Annotated in this window: 16 protein-coding genes; 8 read left to right on the forward strand and 8 right to left on the reverse strand. The window is 60.4% G+C overall.

What is annotated here, in order from left to right:
* Positions 1 to 229: 229 nt before the first annotated feature.
* Positions 230 to 1,360 (reverse strand): glucans biosynthesis protein MdoC, encoded by a 1,131-nt coding sequence (gene mdoC / locus ACJ8PI_RS04955; protein ID WP_164134124.1) that lies wholly within the window; start codon positions 1,358 to 1,360, stop codon positions 230 to 232.
* A 259-nt stretch (positions 1,361 to 1,619) separates the two neighbouring features.
* Here mdoC and mdoG point away from each other — a divergent pair, with 259 nt between their 5' ends.
* From mdoG to ACJ8PI_RS04970, 3 genes are all read left to right on the forward strand, one after another.
* Entirely contained in the window at positions 1,620 to 3,188 is a 1,569-nt protein-coding gene (gene mdoG / locus ACJ8PI_RS04960) for a glucans biosynthesis protein MdoG (RefSeq protein ID WP_170310366.1), read from the forward strand.
* Complete coding sequence (gene mdoH, locus ACJ8PI_RS04965; RefSeq protein WP_060438842.1) at positions 3,181 to 5,739, forward strand: glucans biosynthesis glucosyltransferase MdoH; 2,559 nt, start codon at positions 3,181 to 3,183, stop codon at positions 5,737 to 5,739. The genes mdoG and mdoH overlap by 8 nt, the downstream gene beginning before the upstream one ends.
* A 164-nt stretch (positions 5,740 to 5,903) precedes the next feature.
* Positions 5,904 to 6,149 (forward strand): YceK/YidQ family lipoprotein, encoded by a 246-nt coding sequence (locus ACJ8PI_RS04970; protein ID WP_033638018.1) that lies wholly within the window; start codon positions 5,904 to 5,906, stop codon positions 6,147 to 6,149.
* Between the two features lie 6 nt (positions 6,150 to 6,155).
* Here the strand turns inward: ACJ8PI_RS04970 and ACJ8PI_RS04975 are convergent, their stop codons facing one another.
* Together ACJ8PI_RS04975 and ACJ8PI_RS04980 are read right to left on the reverse strand one after the other, a co-directional pair.
* A complete protein-coding gene (locus ACJ8PI_RS04975) occupies positions 6,156 to 6,701 on the reverse strand; it encodes a GNAT family N-acetyltransferase (RefSeq protein WP_164134125.1) in 546 nt (181 codons plus the stop codon).
* A 33-nt stretch (positions 6,702 to 6,734) separates the two neighbouring features.
* The gene (locus ACJ8PI_RS04980) at positions 6,735 to 7,112 is read right to left on the reverse strand and encodes a MysB family protein (RefSeq protein WP_164134126.1); all 378 of its coding nucleotides are present in this window, start codon (positions 7,110 to 7,112) and stop codon (positions 6,735 to 6,737) included.
* A gap of 210 nt (positions 7,113 to 7,322) precedes the next feature.
* Here ACJ8PI_RS04980 and leuA point away from each other — a divergent pair, with 210 nt between their 5' ends.
* Positions 7,323 to 9,011 carry a 2-isopropylmalate synthase gene (leuA, locus tag ACJ8PI_RS04985; RefSeq protein WP_041034614.1) on the forward strand — a complete coding sequence of 563 codons (1,689 nt, stop codon included), beginning with the start codon at positions 7,323 to 7,325 and terminating at the stop codon, positions 9,009 to 9,011.
* Here the strand turns inward: leuA and ACJ8PI_RS04990 are convergent.
* A complete protein-coding gene (locus tag ACJ8PI_RS04990; RefSeq protein WP_033654140.1) occupies positions 8,962 to 9,762 on the reverse strand; it encodes an AraC family transcriptional regulator in 801 nt (266 codons plus the stop codon). The genes leuA and ACJ8PI_RS04990 overlap by 50 nt on opposite strands.
* 135 nt (positions 9,763 to 9,897) lie before the next feature.
* Here ACJ8PI_RS04990 and ACJ8PI_RS04995 point away from each other — a divergent pair, with 135 nt between their 5' ends.
* Genes ACJ8PI_RS04995 through ACJ8PI_RS05010 form a run of 4 tightly spaced genes read left to right on the forward strand, consistent with a single transcriptional unit; the run spans position 9,898 to position 11,458 of the window.
* Positions 9,898 to 10,215, forward strand: coding sequence for an ArsR/SmtB family transcription factor (locus tag ACJ8PI_RS04995; RefSeq protein ID WP_033638023.1), 318 nt, complete (start codon positions 9,898 to 9,900; stop codon positions 10,213 to 10,215).
* The gene (locus ACJ8PI_RS05000; RefSeq protein ID WP_047568091.1) at positions 10,205 to 10,639 is read left to right on the forward strand and encodes a YeeE/YedE family protein; all 435 of its coding nucleotides are present in this window, start codon (positions 10,205 to 10,207) and stop codon (positions 10,637 to 10,639) included. The genes ACJ8PI_RS04995 and ACJ8PI_RS05000 overlap by 11 nt, the downstream gene beginning before the upstream one ends.
* A gap of 1 nt (position 10,640) precedes the next feature.
* Positions 10,641 to 11,069: a YeeE/YedE family protein gene (locus ACJ8PI_RS05005; protein ID WP_164097738.1), complete on the forward strand. Its 429-nt coding sequence runs from the start codon at positions 10,641 to 10,643 to the stop codon at positions 11,067 to 11,069.
* Entirely contained in the window at positions 11,060 to 11,458 is a 399-nt protein-coding gene (locus ACJ8PI_RS05010) for a VOC family protein (RefSeq protein ID WP_041034618.1), read from the forward strand. The genes ACJ8PI_RS05005 and ACJ8PI_RS05010 overlap by 10 nt, the downstream gene beginning before the upstream one ends.
* A gap of 51 nt (positions 11,459 to 11,509) precedes the next feature.
* Here the strand turns inward: ACJ8PI_RS05010 and ACJ8PI_RS05015 are convergent, their stop codons facing one another.
* The 4 genes from ACJ8PI_RS05015 to ACJ8PI_RS05030 form a co-directional block, all read right to left on the reverse strand.
* Complete coding sequence (locus ACJ8PI_RS05015) at positions 11,510 to 13,063, reverse strand: peptide MFS transporter (protein WP_033638027.1); 1,554 nt, start codon at positions 13,061 to 13,063, stop codon at positions 11,510 to 11,512.
* A 474-nt stretch (positions 13,064 to 13,537) separates the two neighbouring features.
* Positions 13,538 to 14,776: a multidrug efflux MFS transporter MdtG gene (mdtG, locus tag ACJ8PI_RS05020; protein WP_047568085.1), complete on the reverse strand. Its 1,239-nt coding sequence runs from the start codon at positions 14,774 to 14,776 to the stop codon at positions 13,538 to 13,540.
* A gap of 201 nt (positions 14,777 to 14,977) precedes the next feature.
* Positions 14,978 to 15,262, reverse strand: coding sequence for a YciI family protein (locus ACJ8PI_RS05025; protein WP_060420566.1), 285 nt, complete (start codon positions 15,260 to 15,262; stop codon positions 14,978 to 14,980).
* Positions 15,263 to 15,363: 101 nt separating this feature from the next.
* Complete coding sequence (locus tag ACJ8PI_RS05030; protein ID WP_033638030.1) at positions 15,364 to 16,284, reverse strand: Kdo(2)-lipid IV(A) acyltransferase; 921 nt, start codon at positions 16,282 to 16,284, stop codon at positions 15,364 to 15,366.
* Positions 16,285 to 16,422: the final 138 nt, after the last annotated feature.

Genomic DNA, 16,422 nt, shown 5'->3' on the forward strand with positions numbered 1-16,422 from the left:
TTCGGGGGTGTTGAGCCCAATCACTACCGTAAGGCAGGGATCCGGATTTCTACTTATGCATTGCAGTTATAACGGCTAGGTTATCTATGCAGCCGTATCACTTTGCCCTAACGGGCGACGTCAGGCTGAGCAATGTGTGCTCTGCATGCAAACGACCAGTATAGGCTTTTTGCGCGGCGGTAATATGACAGAAAGCCCCTGCAAATGTTCTGGGTTACAGGGGCCAAGGTTATTGCGGCTTGCCGGAGAACAGGAAGCGCAGCAGCGGAACGCGTTTGTGCAGTTCATATAACGCGAAGGCCAGCGAGAACACAAACAGCAGGCCCAGCAAGAATCCCAACAGGTTGCTGCCGATATAAGGCGTCACGAAAGCGCCATATATCAGGGTCAACGGATGGTGCACCAGATATATAAACAGCGAGGCGTTGACCAGATAGGTGATGCGCGGCGAGTGATAATTCAGCAGGTTATGCCCGAAAGAGAACGCCACGTTGGTCATCAGGATCCCCATTAGGGTTTTGATCACCACTTCCAGCTCGAACATATAGCTGCTGTGCGCCAGCAGCTTTTGGTTCAGCATATATGCGATAAACAGCAGCAGCGAACCGAGCAGCGCCAGCGGTGAGCGGCGCAGAAAAATCTCCTTAAGCCACACATACTTAAACGCATAAGCGCCGAGGATGAAGAACGGCAGGTAGAACATCGTCTCCATCACCACGAAATTGAACAGGCCGTTGGATAATAGCTGCGGTGCAAAAATTAAAATAATGCGGTGCGCGGCCGAATAGCATATCGCATAAATAAAGAAATACAGTGAGATGTTTCCTAATCCACGCATTCTGTTTATTAATGCAGGAATATGTTCACGGGGTTGACGCTTGATGTTGCGGAACACATAAAAGCAGGCGCAGGTTAACAATGACAGGGTCAATAAGAACCAAAGATGAGACACCAATTCCCAAACTGTTACATTTATTTTCTGATAGAGAGAAAACTCATCCCAGCCGTTTAATTTATCGGTGAAATATTTCAGCATGAAAAACTGCGGCACCGTGATTAGCGGGATGGAACTCAACAGCGGGATCGCCACCCGCTCCAGCCTGACCTTCAGCCACTGGTGGCGCTCGTAGCGCTCGTAAAGCATGTAGGAGAAGTAGCCGGAGATCACGAAGAACACCTGCATGCGGAAGGCGTGGATGAAGTCGTTCAGCACCGTGAGCGAGAAAGAGGGCGACGGGCTGTTCACCGCCCAGGCGTGGCTGGAATAGATCAGGGAGAGGTGAAACGGGATGCCGAGCAACATCAAATAGGCTCTGATGGAGTCGAGAAAAAACTCGCGCTGTTTGCTGCCTTTAGTCATAGATTACCGCTGGTGATTTAATCGAGTGTTCATTAACACGCTTAATAAGTCGTCAAACGTTAAATTGTTATCCGGAACCCTACTATAGCCCCCCGCATTTTTCCATAGCGTCTTGTTGCGCGGCTTGCTACGCTGGTGTTCCATCAGCTGCTTAAACAATGAGCCGTAAACATGAACCATCCATTTATCATGTTGTCGGAAAGCTGAGTAATCCATTAATATGGATTTAAATGATTTGAGCACACGAATAGGGGGGGATGTGCTAGTTAATATATTATCCGGACAACCACGCGCCGCGAGCGTTCGTTGGTTAGGTGCTACCGTATTGTTCACGCTGTTCAGTTCGCCGGCATGGGCCTTTTCTATTGATGATGTGGCCAAGCAGGCGCAGGATCTGGCGGCGAAAGGTTTCGAAGCCCCGAAGAGCAACCTTCCTTCTCAGTTCCGCGAGATGAAGTTCGCAGACTATCAGCAGATTCAGTTCAATCACGATAAAGCCTATTGGAGCAAGCTGAAAACCCCTTTCAAGCTTGAGTTTTATCATCAGGGGATGTATTTCGACACGCCGGTGAAAATCAATGAAGTCACCTCCACCAGCGTAAAACAGATCAAGTACAGCCCGGATTACTTCAACTTCGGTTCGGTCAAACACGATCCTGAATCGGTGAAAAATCTCGGTTTTGCCGGCTTTAAGGTGCTCTACCCGGTCAACAGCGCCGACAAAAACGATGAGATCATGAGCCTGCTTGGCGCGAGCTATTTCCGCGTGGTGGGTAAAGGGCAGGTTTACGGGCTTTCCGCTCGCGGCCTGGCCATCGATACCGCTTTGCCGTCCGGCGAAGAGTTCCCGCGTTTCCGCGAATTCTGGGTTGAGCGTCCGAAGCAGGGCGACAAGCACCTGGTGATCTATGCGCTGCTGGATTCCCCGCGCGCCACCGGCGCTTACCGTTTCACGGTGATCCCGGGCCGCGACACCACCGTGGACGTCGAGTCCAAAGTGTTCCTGCGCGACAAGGTGGGCAAACTGGGCCTGGCGCCGCTGACCAGCATGTTCCTGTTCGGGCCGAACCAACCGTCGCCGACGTTGAACTATCGTCCGGCGTTGCACGACTCCAACGGCCTGTCTATCCATGCCGGCAACGGCGAGTGGATCTGGCGCCCGCTGAACAATCCTAAACACCTGTCCGTCAGCACCTATACCGTCGAGAATCCGAAAGGCTTCGGTCTGCTGCAGCGCGGCCGCAACTTCAAAGAATATGAAGATCTGGACGATCGTTACGATCTGCGTCCGAGCGCCTGGATCGAACCGAAGGGCGACTGGGGCAAAGGCAAGGTTGAGCTGGTGGAGATCCCGACGGCGGATGAAACCAACGACAACATCGTCGCGTTCTGGACGCCGGATACGCTGCCGGAAGCCAAAAAGCCGCTGACGCTGAGCTACCGCCTGAACTTCACCCGCGATGAAGACAAACTGCATTCGCAGGACATCGCCTATGTGGCCCGCACCATGCGTTCGACCGGTGACGTGAAGCAGTCCAACCTGATTCGCGAGCCAGACGGCAGCGTGGCCTTCCTGGTCGACTTCGTCGGCCCGGTGCTGAAAGGGCTGGACGCTAATACCCCGGTCGCCTCTCAGATCAGCATCGGCGACAACGGTGAAATGGTGGAAAACAACGTCCGCTATAACCCAGTGACCAAAGGCTGGCGCCTGACGGTGCGTCTGAAAGTGAAAGACGACAAGAAGCCGGTAGAAATGCGCGCGGCGCTGGTCAATGGCGATAAGACTCTGTCGGAAACCTGGAGCTATCAGCTACCTGCCAATGAATAAGCCTACTCAACCCGCCCAGGATTATCTTGCGGCGCTGCCTCTGACCGCCGAGCGGTCGGAGGCGCTCAACCCTCAAACGGCGGATGACGCTCAGGCACTGGAGGCGCTCCATCGGCAGATGGGCGCCGCCGACGCCAACGTCAATAGCCTGTCGGCGGATGACGTGGCGCTGGCCTCGGTCAAACCGCGTATCGAAAACGCCTGGCCGGATGCGGTCAGCGATGACGACTTCGATACCGACGCCGAAGGGCGCGCCATTCTGAAGGCGACGCCGCCGATCAAACGAACCACCATGTTCCCGGAAGCCTGGCGCACCAACCCGGTGGCGCGCTTCTGGGATTCTCTGCTGGGGCGTTCGCCGCACAACCGGCACGCCACCAAAGAGGAGGCCGAGGCCGAGAACCGCTGGCGTACCGTCGGCTCCATGCGCCGTTATGTGCTGCTGGTGCTGATGCTGGTGCAAACCGGCATCGCCACCTGGTACATGAAAACCATCTTGCCTTATCAGGGCTGGGCGCTGATCGATCCTATCGCCATGCTGGATCAGGATCTGATGCAGTCGGTGCTGCAGCTGCTGCCATATGTGCTGCAAACCGGCATTCTGATCCTGTTCGCCGTACTGTTCTGCTGGGTCTCGGCCGGTTTCTGGACCGCGCTGATGGGCTTCCTGCAGCTGCTGATCGGCAAGGACAAATACAGCATTTCTTCCACCATCAAGGGCGATGAGCCGATCAATCCGGCGCACCGCACCGCGCTGATCATGCCGATCTGTAACGAAGACGTCGAACGCGTGTTCGCCGGCCTGCGTGCGACCTATGAGTCCGTCGCCGCGACCGGTCAGCTAGAACACTTCGATATTTACGTCTTGAGCGACAGCTACGATCCGGACATCTGCGTGGCGGAGCAAAAGGCGTGGATGGAGCTGTGCCGCGATGTCGACGGCCACGGCCGCATCTTCTATCGCCGTCGCCGTCGCCGCGTCAAACGCAAGAGCGGCAACATCGACGACTTCTGCCGTCGTTGGGGCGGTGAGTACAGCTACATGGTGATCCTGGACGCCGACAGCGTGATGAGCGGCGAATGCCTCACCGGGCTGGTGCGTCTGATGGAAGCCAACCCGAACGCCGGCATCATCCAGTCCGCGCCGAAGGCGTCCGGCATGGATACCCTGTATGCGCGCGTGCAGCAGTTCGCTACCCGCGTTTACGGGCCGCTGTTTACCGCCGGCCTGCATTTCTGGCAGCTGGGCGAGTCGCACTACTGGGGCCATAACGCCATCATCCGCGTGAAGCCGTTTATCGAGCACTGTGCGCTGGCGCCACTGCCGGGCGAAGGCTCCTTCGCCGGTTCAATCTTGTCGCACGACTTCGTTGAAGCGGCGCTGATGCGCCGCGCCGGTTGGGGCGTGTGGATCGCTTACGATCTGCCGGGCAGTTACGAAGAGCTGCCGCCAAACCTGCTGGACGAGCTGAAACGCGACCGTCGCTGGTGCCACGGCAACCTGATGAACTTCCGCCTGTTCCTGGTGAAGGGCATGCACCCGGTGCACCGCGCGGTGTTCCTCACCGGCGTGATGTCCTACCTGTCGGCGCCGCTGTGGTTCATGTTCCTGGCGCTCTCCACCGCGTTGCAGGTGGTGCACACCCTGATGGAACCGCAATACTTCCTGCAGCCGCGGCAGCTGTTCCCGGTCTGGCCGCAGTGGCGGCCCGAGCTGGCGATAGCGCTGTTCTCCACCACGCTGGTGCTGTTGTTCCTGCCGAAGCTGCTCAGCATCGTGCTGATCTGGGCCAAGGGCGCGAAAGAGTACGGCGGGGCGTTCCGTCTGTTCATTTCGATGCTGATGGAAATGCTGTTCTCGGTGCTGCTGGCGCCGGTGCGCATGCTGTTCCATACCGTGTTCGTAGTGAGCGCCTTCCTCGGTTGGGAAGTGGTGTGGAATTCGCCGCAGCGTGACGACGACGATACGCCGTGGGGCGAAGCCTTCCGCCGCCATGGCTCGCAGATGTTGCTGGGCCTGGTGTGGGCCGGTGGCATGGCGTGGCTGGATCTGCGCTTCCTGTGGTGGTTGGCGCCGATCGTGTTCTCGCTGATCCTGTCGCCGTTCGTGTCGGTGCTGTCAAGCCGCGCGACGCTGGGCATGAAGAGCAAACGCGCCAAGCTGTTCCTGATCCCGGAAGAGTACAACCCGCCGCGTGAGCTGTTGGCGACGGAAGAATACCTGCATCTCAACCGCAATCGCGCGCTGACCAACGGCTTTATGCATGCGGTGGTCAACCCGTCCTTCAACGCGCTGGCGACGGCGTTGGCGACGGCGCGTCACCATCTGCGCGCGACGCTCGATCGCAACCGCGAGGAGCGGGTGAACGAAGCGCTGCAGCTGGGGCCGGAGACGCTGGCGAAGGGCAAACGTCTGGAGCTGCTGAGCGATCCGGTCACGCTGGCTCGTCTGCACCAGCGCGTCTGGCTGTTGCCGGAAGGCGCCGCCTGGCGTGAGCACTATCAGCAGTTGCCGCACAACCCGCTGGCGCACCCAACGGGCCGGCGTTAATCGCTGAACGGCAACGCCCAGACGGGGAATGCGCATGGCGCATTCCCCGTTTTTTTTACCTTTTGCTTACGTGCGCCGGTGCCGGCGGAGAAAGGGAACTGTGGTAGACTGCGGCCGATGCGTTGTTCACTCGCGAAACAACCCCCTTGCTCAGAGTCAATGTTGTGAATCTCTCTTCCTACCTTCGGCTGGCCTGCGTGGCGGCCGGCGTGATGGCCCTGACCGGCTGTGGCAGCATTATCAGCCGCACCGTGCCCGGCGCGGGGCATGGCCACCAGTACTATCCCGGCGTGCAGTGGGATCTGCGCGATACGCCCTGGCGCTACGTCACGGTGATAGACGTGCCGCTGTCGATGGTGGTGGACACCTTTATGCTGCCGTTCGATGCGCAGCACGGCCCCTATGAATAAACCCGCTCAGCGGGTGGCGAACACCACCAGCTGATAGCCTTTCTGCCCGCAATGGAAAGGCGCCAGCGCCGTCATGCCCAGCCCTTGCACGTGAGCGGCCAACGAATGCGGATTGTCGTCGTCGATAAACAGCGCGCCCACGTCGTAGTCATGGCTGGTATGCGCTTTGACCGCGGCGTAAAGGCGCTTCAGCACGCCTTTGCCGCGCCAGGCGGCGGCGAGGCAGACCGGGCCGTAGAGAAATACCCGCAGTTCATTCAGCGCGCGTCCGGCGAAGGATTGCGTGGCGAGCGTCGCCAGCATCGCGTCCACCACCGGCGGGCGCGGTTGCACGTCGGCGGGCATCAGGCAAACAAAGCCCGCCAGTTGGTTTTCCTGTTCAGCCACTAGTATGCCGATGCCGCGGTTGATCGCCGCCAGCTGCGCCTCATTCATGCGCGATACGATAAATCCCTGCCGTTTTTGGCGCTCGTCGAGCGCTTCCGGCACGTTTTCCCCCTGCAGCTGCAAAATGGCGGGGTAGTCGGTGGGGCGAGCCCGGCGAATATCCATGCTGCCTCCTTGGCGATGAGTGCGTAGTGCGGGTTAACGTTCATCCCATTCATCGGCCGCGGCCTGGCCTTCTTCGGTATCCAGCGGCGGCTCGAGCTGGAAGTCGCCTTCTTCCCATTCGTACAGGGTGTTTTCATCTATCCACTCGGCGGTGATCTCCACCTCGTCGTAGTCACCGTCGAAGATCGCCTGCGCCGCCGCACCACTGCGCAGCGGCAGGCATTCCACCGCTTCGCCTTCTTCCTCGAAGAACTCGGCCTGCCACATCGTGTCGCCATCCTGCATCACGTACTTTTGCAGATTGAACTGCTGCGGCACCGGCGGTTCGTCATCGCCGCCGGCTTCGGCGGTGTCGATAAACTCTTCGCGTGCGGCCTCGATGGCTTCTTCCAGGGTTGCATACAGGCTCATGTTCGCCTCCGTTGACAATGAGAGTAGAGCGCCCGGCGGCACTGCCGGTGCGGTGGGGGAAACGTCAAACCTAATTGTTGTCTCACTGGCGCAGGATGCAAATTTTTTTGTTGTCCGCATTGCGACGATGGTTGTCCGCAAAGCGGGAGAAGAGGCGGCGAGGGCGGGAAATAATGGCGTTATCGTTCACTCAGGCGTCAGGAGAAGCCCATGTTAATCGACCCTTCAAGCAAATATCGACCCTTCCCGCCGGTGGCGTTGCCGGACCGCCAATGGCCTGCGCGTACGCTGCGGCAGGCGCCGCGCTGGTGCTCCAGCGATCTGCGCGACGGTAACCAGGCGCTGGCGGAGCCGATGGATAACGCGCGCAAGCGCGAGTTCTATCAATTGCTGTTGCAGTGTGGTTTTAAAGAAATTGAAGTGGCTTTTCCTTCGGCGTCGCAAACGGATTTCGATTTTGTGCGCACGCTGATTGACGAGCAGCTGATCCCGGACGACGTCACGATTCAGGTGCTGACGCAGTCGCGCGACGATCTGATCGACCGCACCTTCGAGGCGCTGCAGGGGGCGCCACGGGCTATCGTGCATCTGTACAACGCCACGGCGCCGATGTTTCGCGACATCGTGTTCCGCCAGGATAAGGCCGCCACCGTGGCGCTGGCGGTGAACGGCGCGCGGCGCATTCGCCGGCAGTGCGAGGCACAGCCCGATACCGCCTGGTGCTTCGAGTATTCGCCGGAAACCTTCTGTTTTACTGAATTGGCGTTCGCGCTGGAGATCTGCGAAGCGGTGGCGGCGGTGTGGCAACCGGGGCCGCAGCGGCCGATGATCATCAATCTGCCGGCGACGGTGGAAGTGAGCACGCCCAACGTGTATGCCGATCAGATTGAATGGTTCTGTCGCCACTTCAGCCGCCGCGCCGATGTAACGATCAGCGTGCATCCGCATAACGATCGCGGCACCGGCGTGGCCTGCGCGGAGCTGGCGCTGTTGGCCGGCGCCGATCGGGTCGAAGGCTGCCTGTTCGGCAACGGAGAGCGCACCGGCAATGTCGATCTGGTTACGCTGGCGTTGAATCTCTATACCCAGGGCGTGGCGCCGGGCCTGGACTTCAGCCGCCTGAAGCAGGTGGTGGAGGTGGTGGAGCTGTGCAATCAGCTGCCGGTGCACCCTCGCCATCCTTATGCCGGCGAGTTGGTGTTTACCGCCTTCTCCGGTTCGCATCAGGATGCGATTAAAAAAGGCTTCGCCGCCCAGCGCCAGCGCCAGGATGGCTGGTGGCAGGTGCCTTACCTGCCGCTCGATCCCGCCGATGTCGGCTGCAGCTATGAGGCGGTGATCCGGGTCAACAGCCAGTCCGGCAAAAGCGGGGCCGCCTGGCTGTTGGAACAAAATCACGGGCTGGCGTTGCCGCGCGGTTTGCAGATTGATTTCAGCCAGGTGGTGCAGCGCGCGACCGACGGCAGCGGCAAGGAAATGAGCGGCGCGCAGCTGTGGCGCTTATTCCGCGACACCTATGGGCTGGTGGAGCAACCGCGCTTGCAGCTGCTGAGCTACCAGACGGAAAGCCACGGCGTAGAGGCCTACAGCTTCAATGCGCGGGTTGCCTGTGAGGGAGAGCCGCTGCGGCTGCAGGGCGCCGGCAATGGCCTGCTTTCCAGCGCGGTGGATGCGCTGCGCCAGCGCTTCGGCTTGCCGCTGGCGATCGAGGATTACCACGAGCATACGCTGGGGCACCAGAGCGACAGCCGGGCGGTGGCCTATATTCGCTGCTCGTTGCCGCAGGGTGAGGCGACCTACGGCGTTGGCATCGACGTCGACTCCGCCAGCGCCTCGCTGCAGGCGCTGCTCAACGTCGCCGGGCGCTATCTGGCGTCAACGTCGGCGCGGCCGGGCTGAAATAGTCGCTGGGCGCGACCCCCAGCACTCGACGAAACATGGCGCTGAACGCGCTGGGGCTGTCATAGCCGAGATCCAGCGCCACTTCCAACACCGAGCGGCCGGTCGCCAGCGCGTTCAGCGCCGCCAGCAAACGGGCGCGTCGCACCCAATCGCTAAAATGCAGCCCGGTTTCGCGCTGGAAGCGCCGCGACAGGGTGCGTCCGCTGACGCTGAGATGAGCGGCCGCCTGTTCCAGCGTCCAGGGCTGCGCCAGCGTAGCCTGGATATGGCGGCACAGGGCGAGCAGCGAGGCCTCACGCGGTTCAGGCAGGTGCAGCGGCAGGATCGGCAGCATCCGCAACTCATCCAGAATCAGTTCCATGACGCGCTCATCGCGTCCGCCGCTCGGGTAATCGGGCGCAATCTCCATCGCACAGATAATCAACTCGCGCAGCAGCGGAGAAACCTGCACCACCTGGCACTGGGCCGGCAGATCGGCGCGCGCCAGCGGATCGACGAACAGCGTCCTGGCCGCCACCTGGCCGGTAATGCGCAGACTGTGCACCACCTTAGCCGGCACCCAGACGCCGCGGCCGGGCGGCACCACCCAACTGCCGAGCCGTGTCGTGACCTGCACCACGCCGCTCAGGCTGTGAATCAGCTGCGCGCAGTGATGGTAGTGATCCGGCTCGCTGTCGCCGTGGCGATAATCCTTGGCCAACGGCCGGACAGGCTGGTCGGGCGGCAGAACGTCGTGAAACAACAGCATCGTAAGCAGGCTCCGCGCGGCAAAAGGGGGAAGACAGCATGCCATGCGGCGCTGTTTCACACCAGTCTGTGGCGCGGTACGGCGAAATGGTTTATAAAATAATATTATATAATTTTATAAATTGATGGAGGAGCAATGGATATTGACGCGATGCGCAAGGCGGCGGCGCAGGCTGGCGCGATGCTGCGCACCTTGGGCAACGAAGATCGGCTGCTGCTGCTGTGCCGGCTCAGCCAGGGCGAGATGGCGGTGAGCGAGCTGGCGCAGGCGCTGGATATCCGCCAGCCGACGCTGTCCCAGCAGCTTGGCGTGCTGCGCGAGGAGGGATTGGTCTCCACCCGACGCGCCGGCAAGCAGATTTACTATGCGGTGGCCGATGCTAAAGCGCTGGCGCTGCTCCATACCCTGTATCAACTCTATTGCCCACAGCCGGAGAACCGCGATGACCATTGACTGGCAACACTTTACGCCGTATTCCGCGCTGGCGGGCGGAGCCATTATCGGCGCAGCGGTGGCGCTGCTGTTGCTGTTCAACGGCCGGATCGCCGGCATCAGCGGCATTACCGGCGGTTTATTGAGCGCGGGTGGCCGCGAGCGGGGCTGGCGCGCCGCATTTCTTGGCGGGTTGCTGATTTCCCCCTGGCTGTATGCTGCCGCAGCGGCTTTGCCGTCTGCTGAGATCGCGGCCGGCAGCGGCGGGCTGGCGGTAGCAGGGCTGTTGGTGGGGGTGGGGACACGATTGGGCAGCGGTTGCACCAGCGGGCACGGCGTGTGCGGCGTCGCGCGGCTGGCGCCGCGTTCGCTGGCCGCCACGGCGGTGTTTATGCTGCTGGGTTTTATGACCGTGTGGCTGATGCGCCACCTGCTGGGAGGGTGAGATGTTCAAATCCCTGTTGGCGCTGCTGAGCGGCGTGATTTTCGGTCTGGGGCTGATCGTTGCCGGCATGGCTAATCCGGCCAAAGTGTTGGCGTTTCTCGACGTTACCGGCCAGTGGGATCCTTCGCTGGCGCTGGTAATGGTTGGGGCGATCGCGGTGGCGGCGCCGGCCTTCTTGTGGGCGCGGCGACGCGAGCGGAGCCTGTTGGGCGAACCGCTGCAGATCCCGGCCACCGGGCGTGCGGATCGCCGTTTGCTGGCGGGCAGCGCGCTGTTCGGCGTCGGGTGGGGCATCGCGGGCATTTGCCCTGGCCCCGCCTGGGTGTTGGCGGGGGCGGAGATACAGCGGGTATGGCCGTTCCTGCTGGCGATGCTGGCGGGCATGGCGCTGTATGAGATTATCATGAGGCGGAGGCGTACATGTCGATAGCCAAGGCGGTGTTGCGCATCGCGCGCCCGACCGATCGGTTGCAAGAGATTGCCGCGCTGTATTGTCGCGGGCTGGGGTTCGAAAAGCTGGGCGAGTTTGTCGATCATCAGGGCTTTGACGGCATAATGATCGGCCATCCGCAGCATGCCTACCATCTGGAGTTCACGCAGCATCGCGGGGTGCGGGTCGGGCAGGCGCCGACGCAGGATCATCTGCTGGTGTTTTATCTGCCGGATGAGAACGCATGGCGAGCCGCGTGCGAGCGGATGCGGGCGGCGGGATTCCTGGTTGTCACCGCCTATAACCCCTATTGGGATAGGGCGGGGCAAACCTTTGAAGATCCTGACGGCTACCGGGTGGTCCTGCAACATCAGGCCTGGCAAGGATAAAAAAAACCGGCGCCTTGAGCGCCGGTTTGCGAGATAAAAAAGGGGTATCCGTCAGGCGCTGGTCGCCGGTTTCTGCGCGCTCTTGGTCTGGGTATTTTCCAGCATGCGGCGAATCGGCACGATCAGCACGATAAGCACGGCGGCGCAGATCAGCAGCGCGACTGAGCAGCGAGCGAACAGATCCGGCAGCATATCCAGTTGGTCGGCCTTGACGTGACCGCCGATCAGACCGGCTGCCAGGTTGCCCAGCGCGCTGGCGCAGAACCACAGCCCCATCATTTGCCCGCGCATTCTCTCCGGCGCCAGCAGCGTCATGGTGGCCAGGCCGATCGGGCTCAGGCACAGCTCACCCAGCGTCAGCATCAGGATACTGCCCACCAGCCACATCGGCGATACGCCGGCGCCGCCGTTGCTCAGCACATTCTGCGCGGCCAGCATCATCAGGCCGAAACCGCCGGCGGCGCACAGGATACCGATCACGAACTTGGTAATGCTGCTCGGGCGCACGTTATTGCGCGCCAGTGCAGGCCAGGCCCAGCTGAACACCGGCGCCAGCAGGATGATGAACAGGGCGTTGATCGACTGGAACCACACCGCCGGGATCTCGAAGCCGCCGACCATGCGATTGGTGTAATCGTTGGCGAACAGGTTGAACGAGGTCGGTTTCTGTTCAAACGCCGACCAGAAGAACGCGGCGGAGATCAGCAGGATAAAGCACACCAGCAGGCGAGCGCGCTCTTTGCGGCTCAGGCCGGCAAAGGCGAACAGATAGATGAAGTACAGGGTGACCGACGCGGCGATCACGTACACCAGCACGCTGGCTACTTCGACCGGGTTGATGACGATGGTGCCCTGAGCGATCAGCACGATGACCGCAGCCAGGCCTACCGCCAATGCCAGCAGCCAGGCGCCGACGCCTTTTTTCTTCGCCACCGGGCTGTTCCAGGTGGAATCCAGGCCCACTTCGCGGTCATAACGTTTCATCGCCGGGACGGCGAACACGCGGAAGATCACCAGCGCCACCAGCATCCCGATACCGCCGATGCCGAAGCCCCAGTGCCAGCCGTGTGACTTGATCAGCCAGCCGGAGATCAACGGGGCGATGAACGAACCGATGTTGATGCCCATGTAGAACAGCGAGAAACCGCCGTCGCGGCGCGCATCGCCTTTCTTGTACAGCGTGCCGACCATCACCGAGATACAGGTCTTGAACAGGCCGGAACCGAGCACGATGAACATCAGGCCGATGAAGAACAGGTTGGTGCCCATCACCGCGGACAGGGCGATCGACAGGTGGCCGAGGGCGATCAGAATCGAACCGTACCAAACGGCCTTGCGTTGGCCGAGCCAGTTGTCCGCCAGCCAGCCGCCCGGCAGCGCCGCCAGGTACATGCTGCCGGCGAAGATGCCGACGATCGCCGACGCGTTCTCGCGCGCCAGACCCAGACCGCCGTCGTATACGGTGGCGGCCATAAACAGGATCAGCAGCGGACGGATGCCGTAGAACGAAAAGCGCTCCCACATTTCGGTGAAGAACAGAGAACCCAGCGGATAGGGATGGCCGAAGAAGGTCCGGCTTTCTGACTTATTGACAGAGGATTGCATAACGATTTCCCAATAAAAAGGCGCTGCATGGCTGCAGCCCGTACTGTGGTTGTATGTGTATTTAATGAAGGCGATCCGCCCAATGCGGATTACCCGACAAAACCGCGGCTGCAACGCTGATAAACCGTGGAAAGCGTGCTGACCTTTTCTTCACTTGGCCGATGGTTCACATCTGGCATGATATTATTTAACCATTTGATAACTGGTCGTTGGTTTTGTCTAGTACCTGTATCCCATTTTTTAGACGAAAAGTCGACAAGCATCTCCTTTTCTGGTTTTTCTGTTGGTTGTGGCAGGAATATGATTGACAGCGGGTTTTATGCGCTGAAAGTTAATTAATTGTTGGTAAACAAGATGTTGTAGTAAGAATGTTCCGAGTGGGGCGAAAATTCGCCGGCCCGCAGGAAGCATTATTAAAAGTAGGGGAAACGCGAGGTTGATCCGGCCAATCGCGGAAATTGGCGATAAATGCAGCTATTGCTCTTCCTGCAGCGTGTCTTCCCGCATATAGCCCGGCCGCCGCCGCAGACACCACCAGGAATAACCGGCGTTGAACAGCACCACCAAAGCGGTGACGGCGAAGACCGCGCGAAAACCGTAGCCGGCGGAGACCGCGGCGCCGAGCAGCGGGCCGCTGACGTTGCCGACGTCGCGGAACGACTGGTTGTAGCTGAAAATTCGGCCGGCGACCTGATTGGTGCAGTTATAAATCAACAGCGTCTGTACCGCCGGCAGCAGCGCGCCGTCGGCCGCCCCCAGCAGAAAGCGCAGTACGCCGAGCTGCCACGGCGTTTGCACGAACGCCATCGGGATCAGCAGCAGCACCGAGACGATCAGCATAAAGACCAGAATGCGTTCCGGGCCGATGCGATCGCCCAGCTTGCCCAGCCGTGGGGCGCTCATCAATGCCGCGACGCCGGGCACCGAGGCGATCAGCCCGCTGATAAACGCCAGATTATGGGTCGCGCCGGCCAGATCGCGCACATACAGCGTCAGGATCGGGGCAATTGAGCCGGTGGCGATCTGGATGATCATGGTGGTGACGAACAGGCTGAGCACCAGCTTCGGGTTCTTCAGCGAGGCGAACACCTGTTTTGCGTGCAACATGTCGCGCTTTTGCACCGGGGTGAATTGCTCTTTGACATACAGCAGCGTCAGCACGAAGCAGACGAACAGCACCGCGGCGGTGATATAAAACACCGGACGCAGGCCGTACAGATCGGCCAGCAGGCCGCCGATCAACGGGCCGACCAGCGCACCGCCGACGCCGCCGGTAGACAGGGTGCCGAGCGCCCAGCCGCTGCGGTTGCGCGGCACCTGGGTGGCGATCAGCGCGTTGGCGTTGGGAATGAACCCGCCGAGCAACCCCAGCACCGCCCGCAGCGCGAGAAACTGCCAGACCGTTTGCGCCATGCCCATCAGCACCATGACGATCGCCATGCCCAGGGCGGAGCGCAGCAGCATCAGTTTACGGCCGCGTCGGTCGGCCAGGGCGCCCCAGAACGGCGCGGCGATAGCGGAAAACAGGAAGGTAATGCTGAACAGCAGACCGGACCACATGTTGAGCGCCTGATGGCCGGTTACGCCCAGGGTCTCGACGTACAGCGGCAGAAACGGCATCACCAGGCTGAAGGCGGCGCCGGTGAGAAAGCACCCTACCCAGGCGACGAAAAGGTTGCGTTTCCAGTTAACGGGTTCTGCTGCCGAAGCCATAAATGTCCATTGCCGAAAGGTGACGCGTTTTGCCGGCGGCAAAAAGATGAAGGGCAAAACGTGAAAGTTAGCCTGATAAGTATGCGCCGCCGGCGCGGCTACGGCAAACCAGAGGACGGAAATAGGGCGAAAAATGAAATAAAGTTTTAAAAATGACGCTTAAACCTTATTCCGCGCTTGGCGCGCGGAATTTTCAGCGTTTTATAGGCCGGCCAGCGCCTCGAAACCGGCGGCGGTGGTGGTGGCGCTAAAGTCAGTGATCTCGTAGTGGGCCACGGCGTTAAACGGATCTTCGGCCAGGATGGCGTCCAGCCGCGCACGCTCAATGCCCTTGGCCAGGATCACGCCGCCTGTGCGGGGATTCTTGCGGCCGGAGGCGATGAAGGTGCCGTCCTGAAAATATTTCTTAAGCCAGGCGATGTGCCCGTCAAGGTGGCTGTCGACGTCGGCGATCGGGCGATGGTAGGTCAGGCTGACAATGTACATGGCGGCTCCGGGGTTGGCGGCAAAGGCTTTACCATCCCACCCTCGCCGTCGATTCTCAAGAGGCGCGCAATAAAAAACCCGCCGGCGGCGGGTTTGCTTTATCAGTAGAGCGAAGGCTCGCCTTCCGGGCGGGTCTTGAAGCGGCGATGCAGCCACATGTATTGATCCGGCGCCATCAGGATCTCTTTTTCCACCACTTTATTCATAAAGGCGGCGGCATCGAGTTCGTTATCCAGCGGGAAGTTTTCCACCGCCGGCTGCATGATCAGCTCATAGCCTTTGCCGTCCGGCAGGCGGCGCGGGGTGAACGGAATGATCGCCGGTTTGCCCATCCGCACCAGCACGTAACTGCCGGTGGTGGTGGCGGCTTTGTCTACCGCGAACAGCGGCACGAATACGCTGCTGCGCGGGCCGTAGTCGTGATCCGGCGCATACCAGATGATATCGCCCTGTTTCAGGGCGCGGATCATGCCTTTGATGTCTTTGCGATCCAGCATCGATTTGTTGGAACGCATGCGGCCCCAGGTTTGCAGCCAGTCCATCAGCTTGTTGTCGTGCGGGCGGTAAACGCCGATGCCCGGGTTGTGAATGCCGAAGATGCGCGCGCCCAGCTCCAGCGTCAAAAAGTGCAGGCCAATCAGCAACACGCCCTGCTGGTTGTCGCGGGCCTTTTGGATGTGCTCCAGGCCGCTGACCTTGAACCAGCGCTCGATGCGCCAGTTGGGCCAGAACCACGCCATGCCGGTTTCAAACAGCCCCATGCCGACCGATTCGAAATTCTTTACCACCAGCGCATCGCGTTCGGCCTGCGGCATGTCGGGAAAACAGAGCTCGAGGTTACGCTGGGCGATAGCGACGCGTCGCTTGAGAAAGCGCATGGAAAATCGCCCAATCGAGGTGCCGAGCCAGTAGATGACGGGATAAGGCAGCAACACCAGCAGATACAGCAAGCCGATGCCGACCCAGGTCAGCCAGTAGCGCGGGTGCAATAAGGAACGATTGAAAGTAGGAACTTGAGTCATGGGTTCTCTGTTTGAATACGGTTGTTTAAGTGTAATGACAGAGTCATAGCATGGTCTGGCAGCCGGGTGAGCTCGGCGGCAAGGTTCGTTTCTGCCGTTTGTTTGCGACTATTGTGGCATTTTTCTGGCGATCCGGGA

Origin of the sequence: Serratia sp. CY82433 (genome assembly GCF_052166535.1) — a bacterium.
GTDB classification, from domain to species: domain Bacteria; phylum Pseudomonadota; class Gammaproteobacteria; order Enterobacterales; family Enterobacteriaceae; genus Serratia; species Serratia sarumanii.

Bases quoted from the DNA above. Each gene is read 5' to 3' on its own strand.
- ACJ8PI_RS04990 (WP_033654140.1), bottom strand. From the start codon at position 9,762: ATGCTGTTGTTTCACGACGTTCTGCCGCCCGACCAGCCTGTCCGGCCG.
- mdoC (WP_164134124.1), bottom strand. From the start codon at position 1,360: ATGACTAAAGGCAGCAAACAGCGCGAGTTTTTTCTCGACTCCATCAGA.
- ACJ8PI_RS05010 (WP_041034618.1), top strand. From the start codon at position 11,060: ATGTCGATAGCCAAGGCGGTGTTGCGCATCGCGCGCCCGACCGATCGG.
- ACJ8PI_RS04995 (WP_033638023.1), top strand. From the start codon at position 9,898: ATGGATATTGACGCGATGCGCAAGGCGGCGGCGCAGGCTGGCGCGATG.
- ACJ8PI_RS04975 (WP_164134125.1), bottom strand. From the start codon at position 6,701: ATGGATATTCGCCGGGCTCGCCCCACCGACTACCCCGCCATTTTGCAG.
- ACJ8PI_RS05030 (WP_033638030.1), bottom strand. From the start codon at position 16,284: ATGACTCAAGTTCCTACTTTCAATCGTTCCTTATTGCACCCGCGCTAC.
- mdoH (WP_060438842.1), top strand. From the start codon at position 3,181: ATGAATAAGCCTACTCAACCCGCCCAGGATTATCTTGCGGCGCTGCCT.
- ACJ8PI_RS05005 (WP_164097738.1), top strand. From the start codon at position 10,641: ATGTTCAAATCCCTGTTGGCGCTGCTGAGCGGCGTGATTTTCGGTCTG.
- ACJ8PI_RS05025 (WP_060420566.1), bottom strand. From the start codon at position 15,262: ATGTACATTGTCAGCCTGACCTACCATCGCCCGATCGCCGACGTCGAC.
- ACJ8PI_RS04980 (WP_164134126.1), bottom strand. From the start codon at position 7,112: ATGAGCCTGTATGCAACCCTGGAAGAAGCCATCGAGGCCGCACGCGAA.
- ACJ8PI_RS05000 (WP_047568091.1), top strand. From the start codon at position 10,205: ATGACCATTGACTGGCAACACTTTACGCCGTATTCCGCGCTGGCGGGC.
- mdtG (WP_047568085.1), bottom strand. From the start codon at position 14,776: ATGGCTTCGGCAGCAGAACCCGTTAACTGGAAACGCAACCTTTTCGTC.
- leuA (WP_041034614.1), top strand. From the start codon at position 7,323: ATGTTAATCGACCCTTCAAGCAAATATCGACCCTTCCCGCCGGTGGCG.
- ACJ8PI_RS05015 (WP_033638027.1), bottom strand. From the start codon at position 13,063: ATGCAATCCTCTGTCAATAAGTCAGAAAGCCGGACCTTCTTCGGCCAT.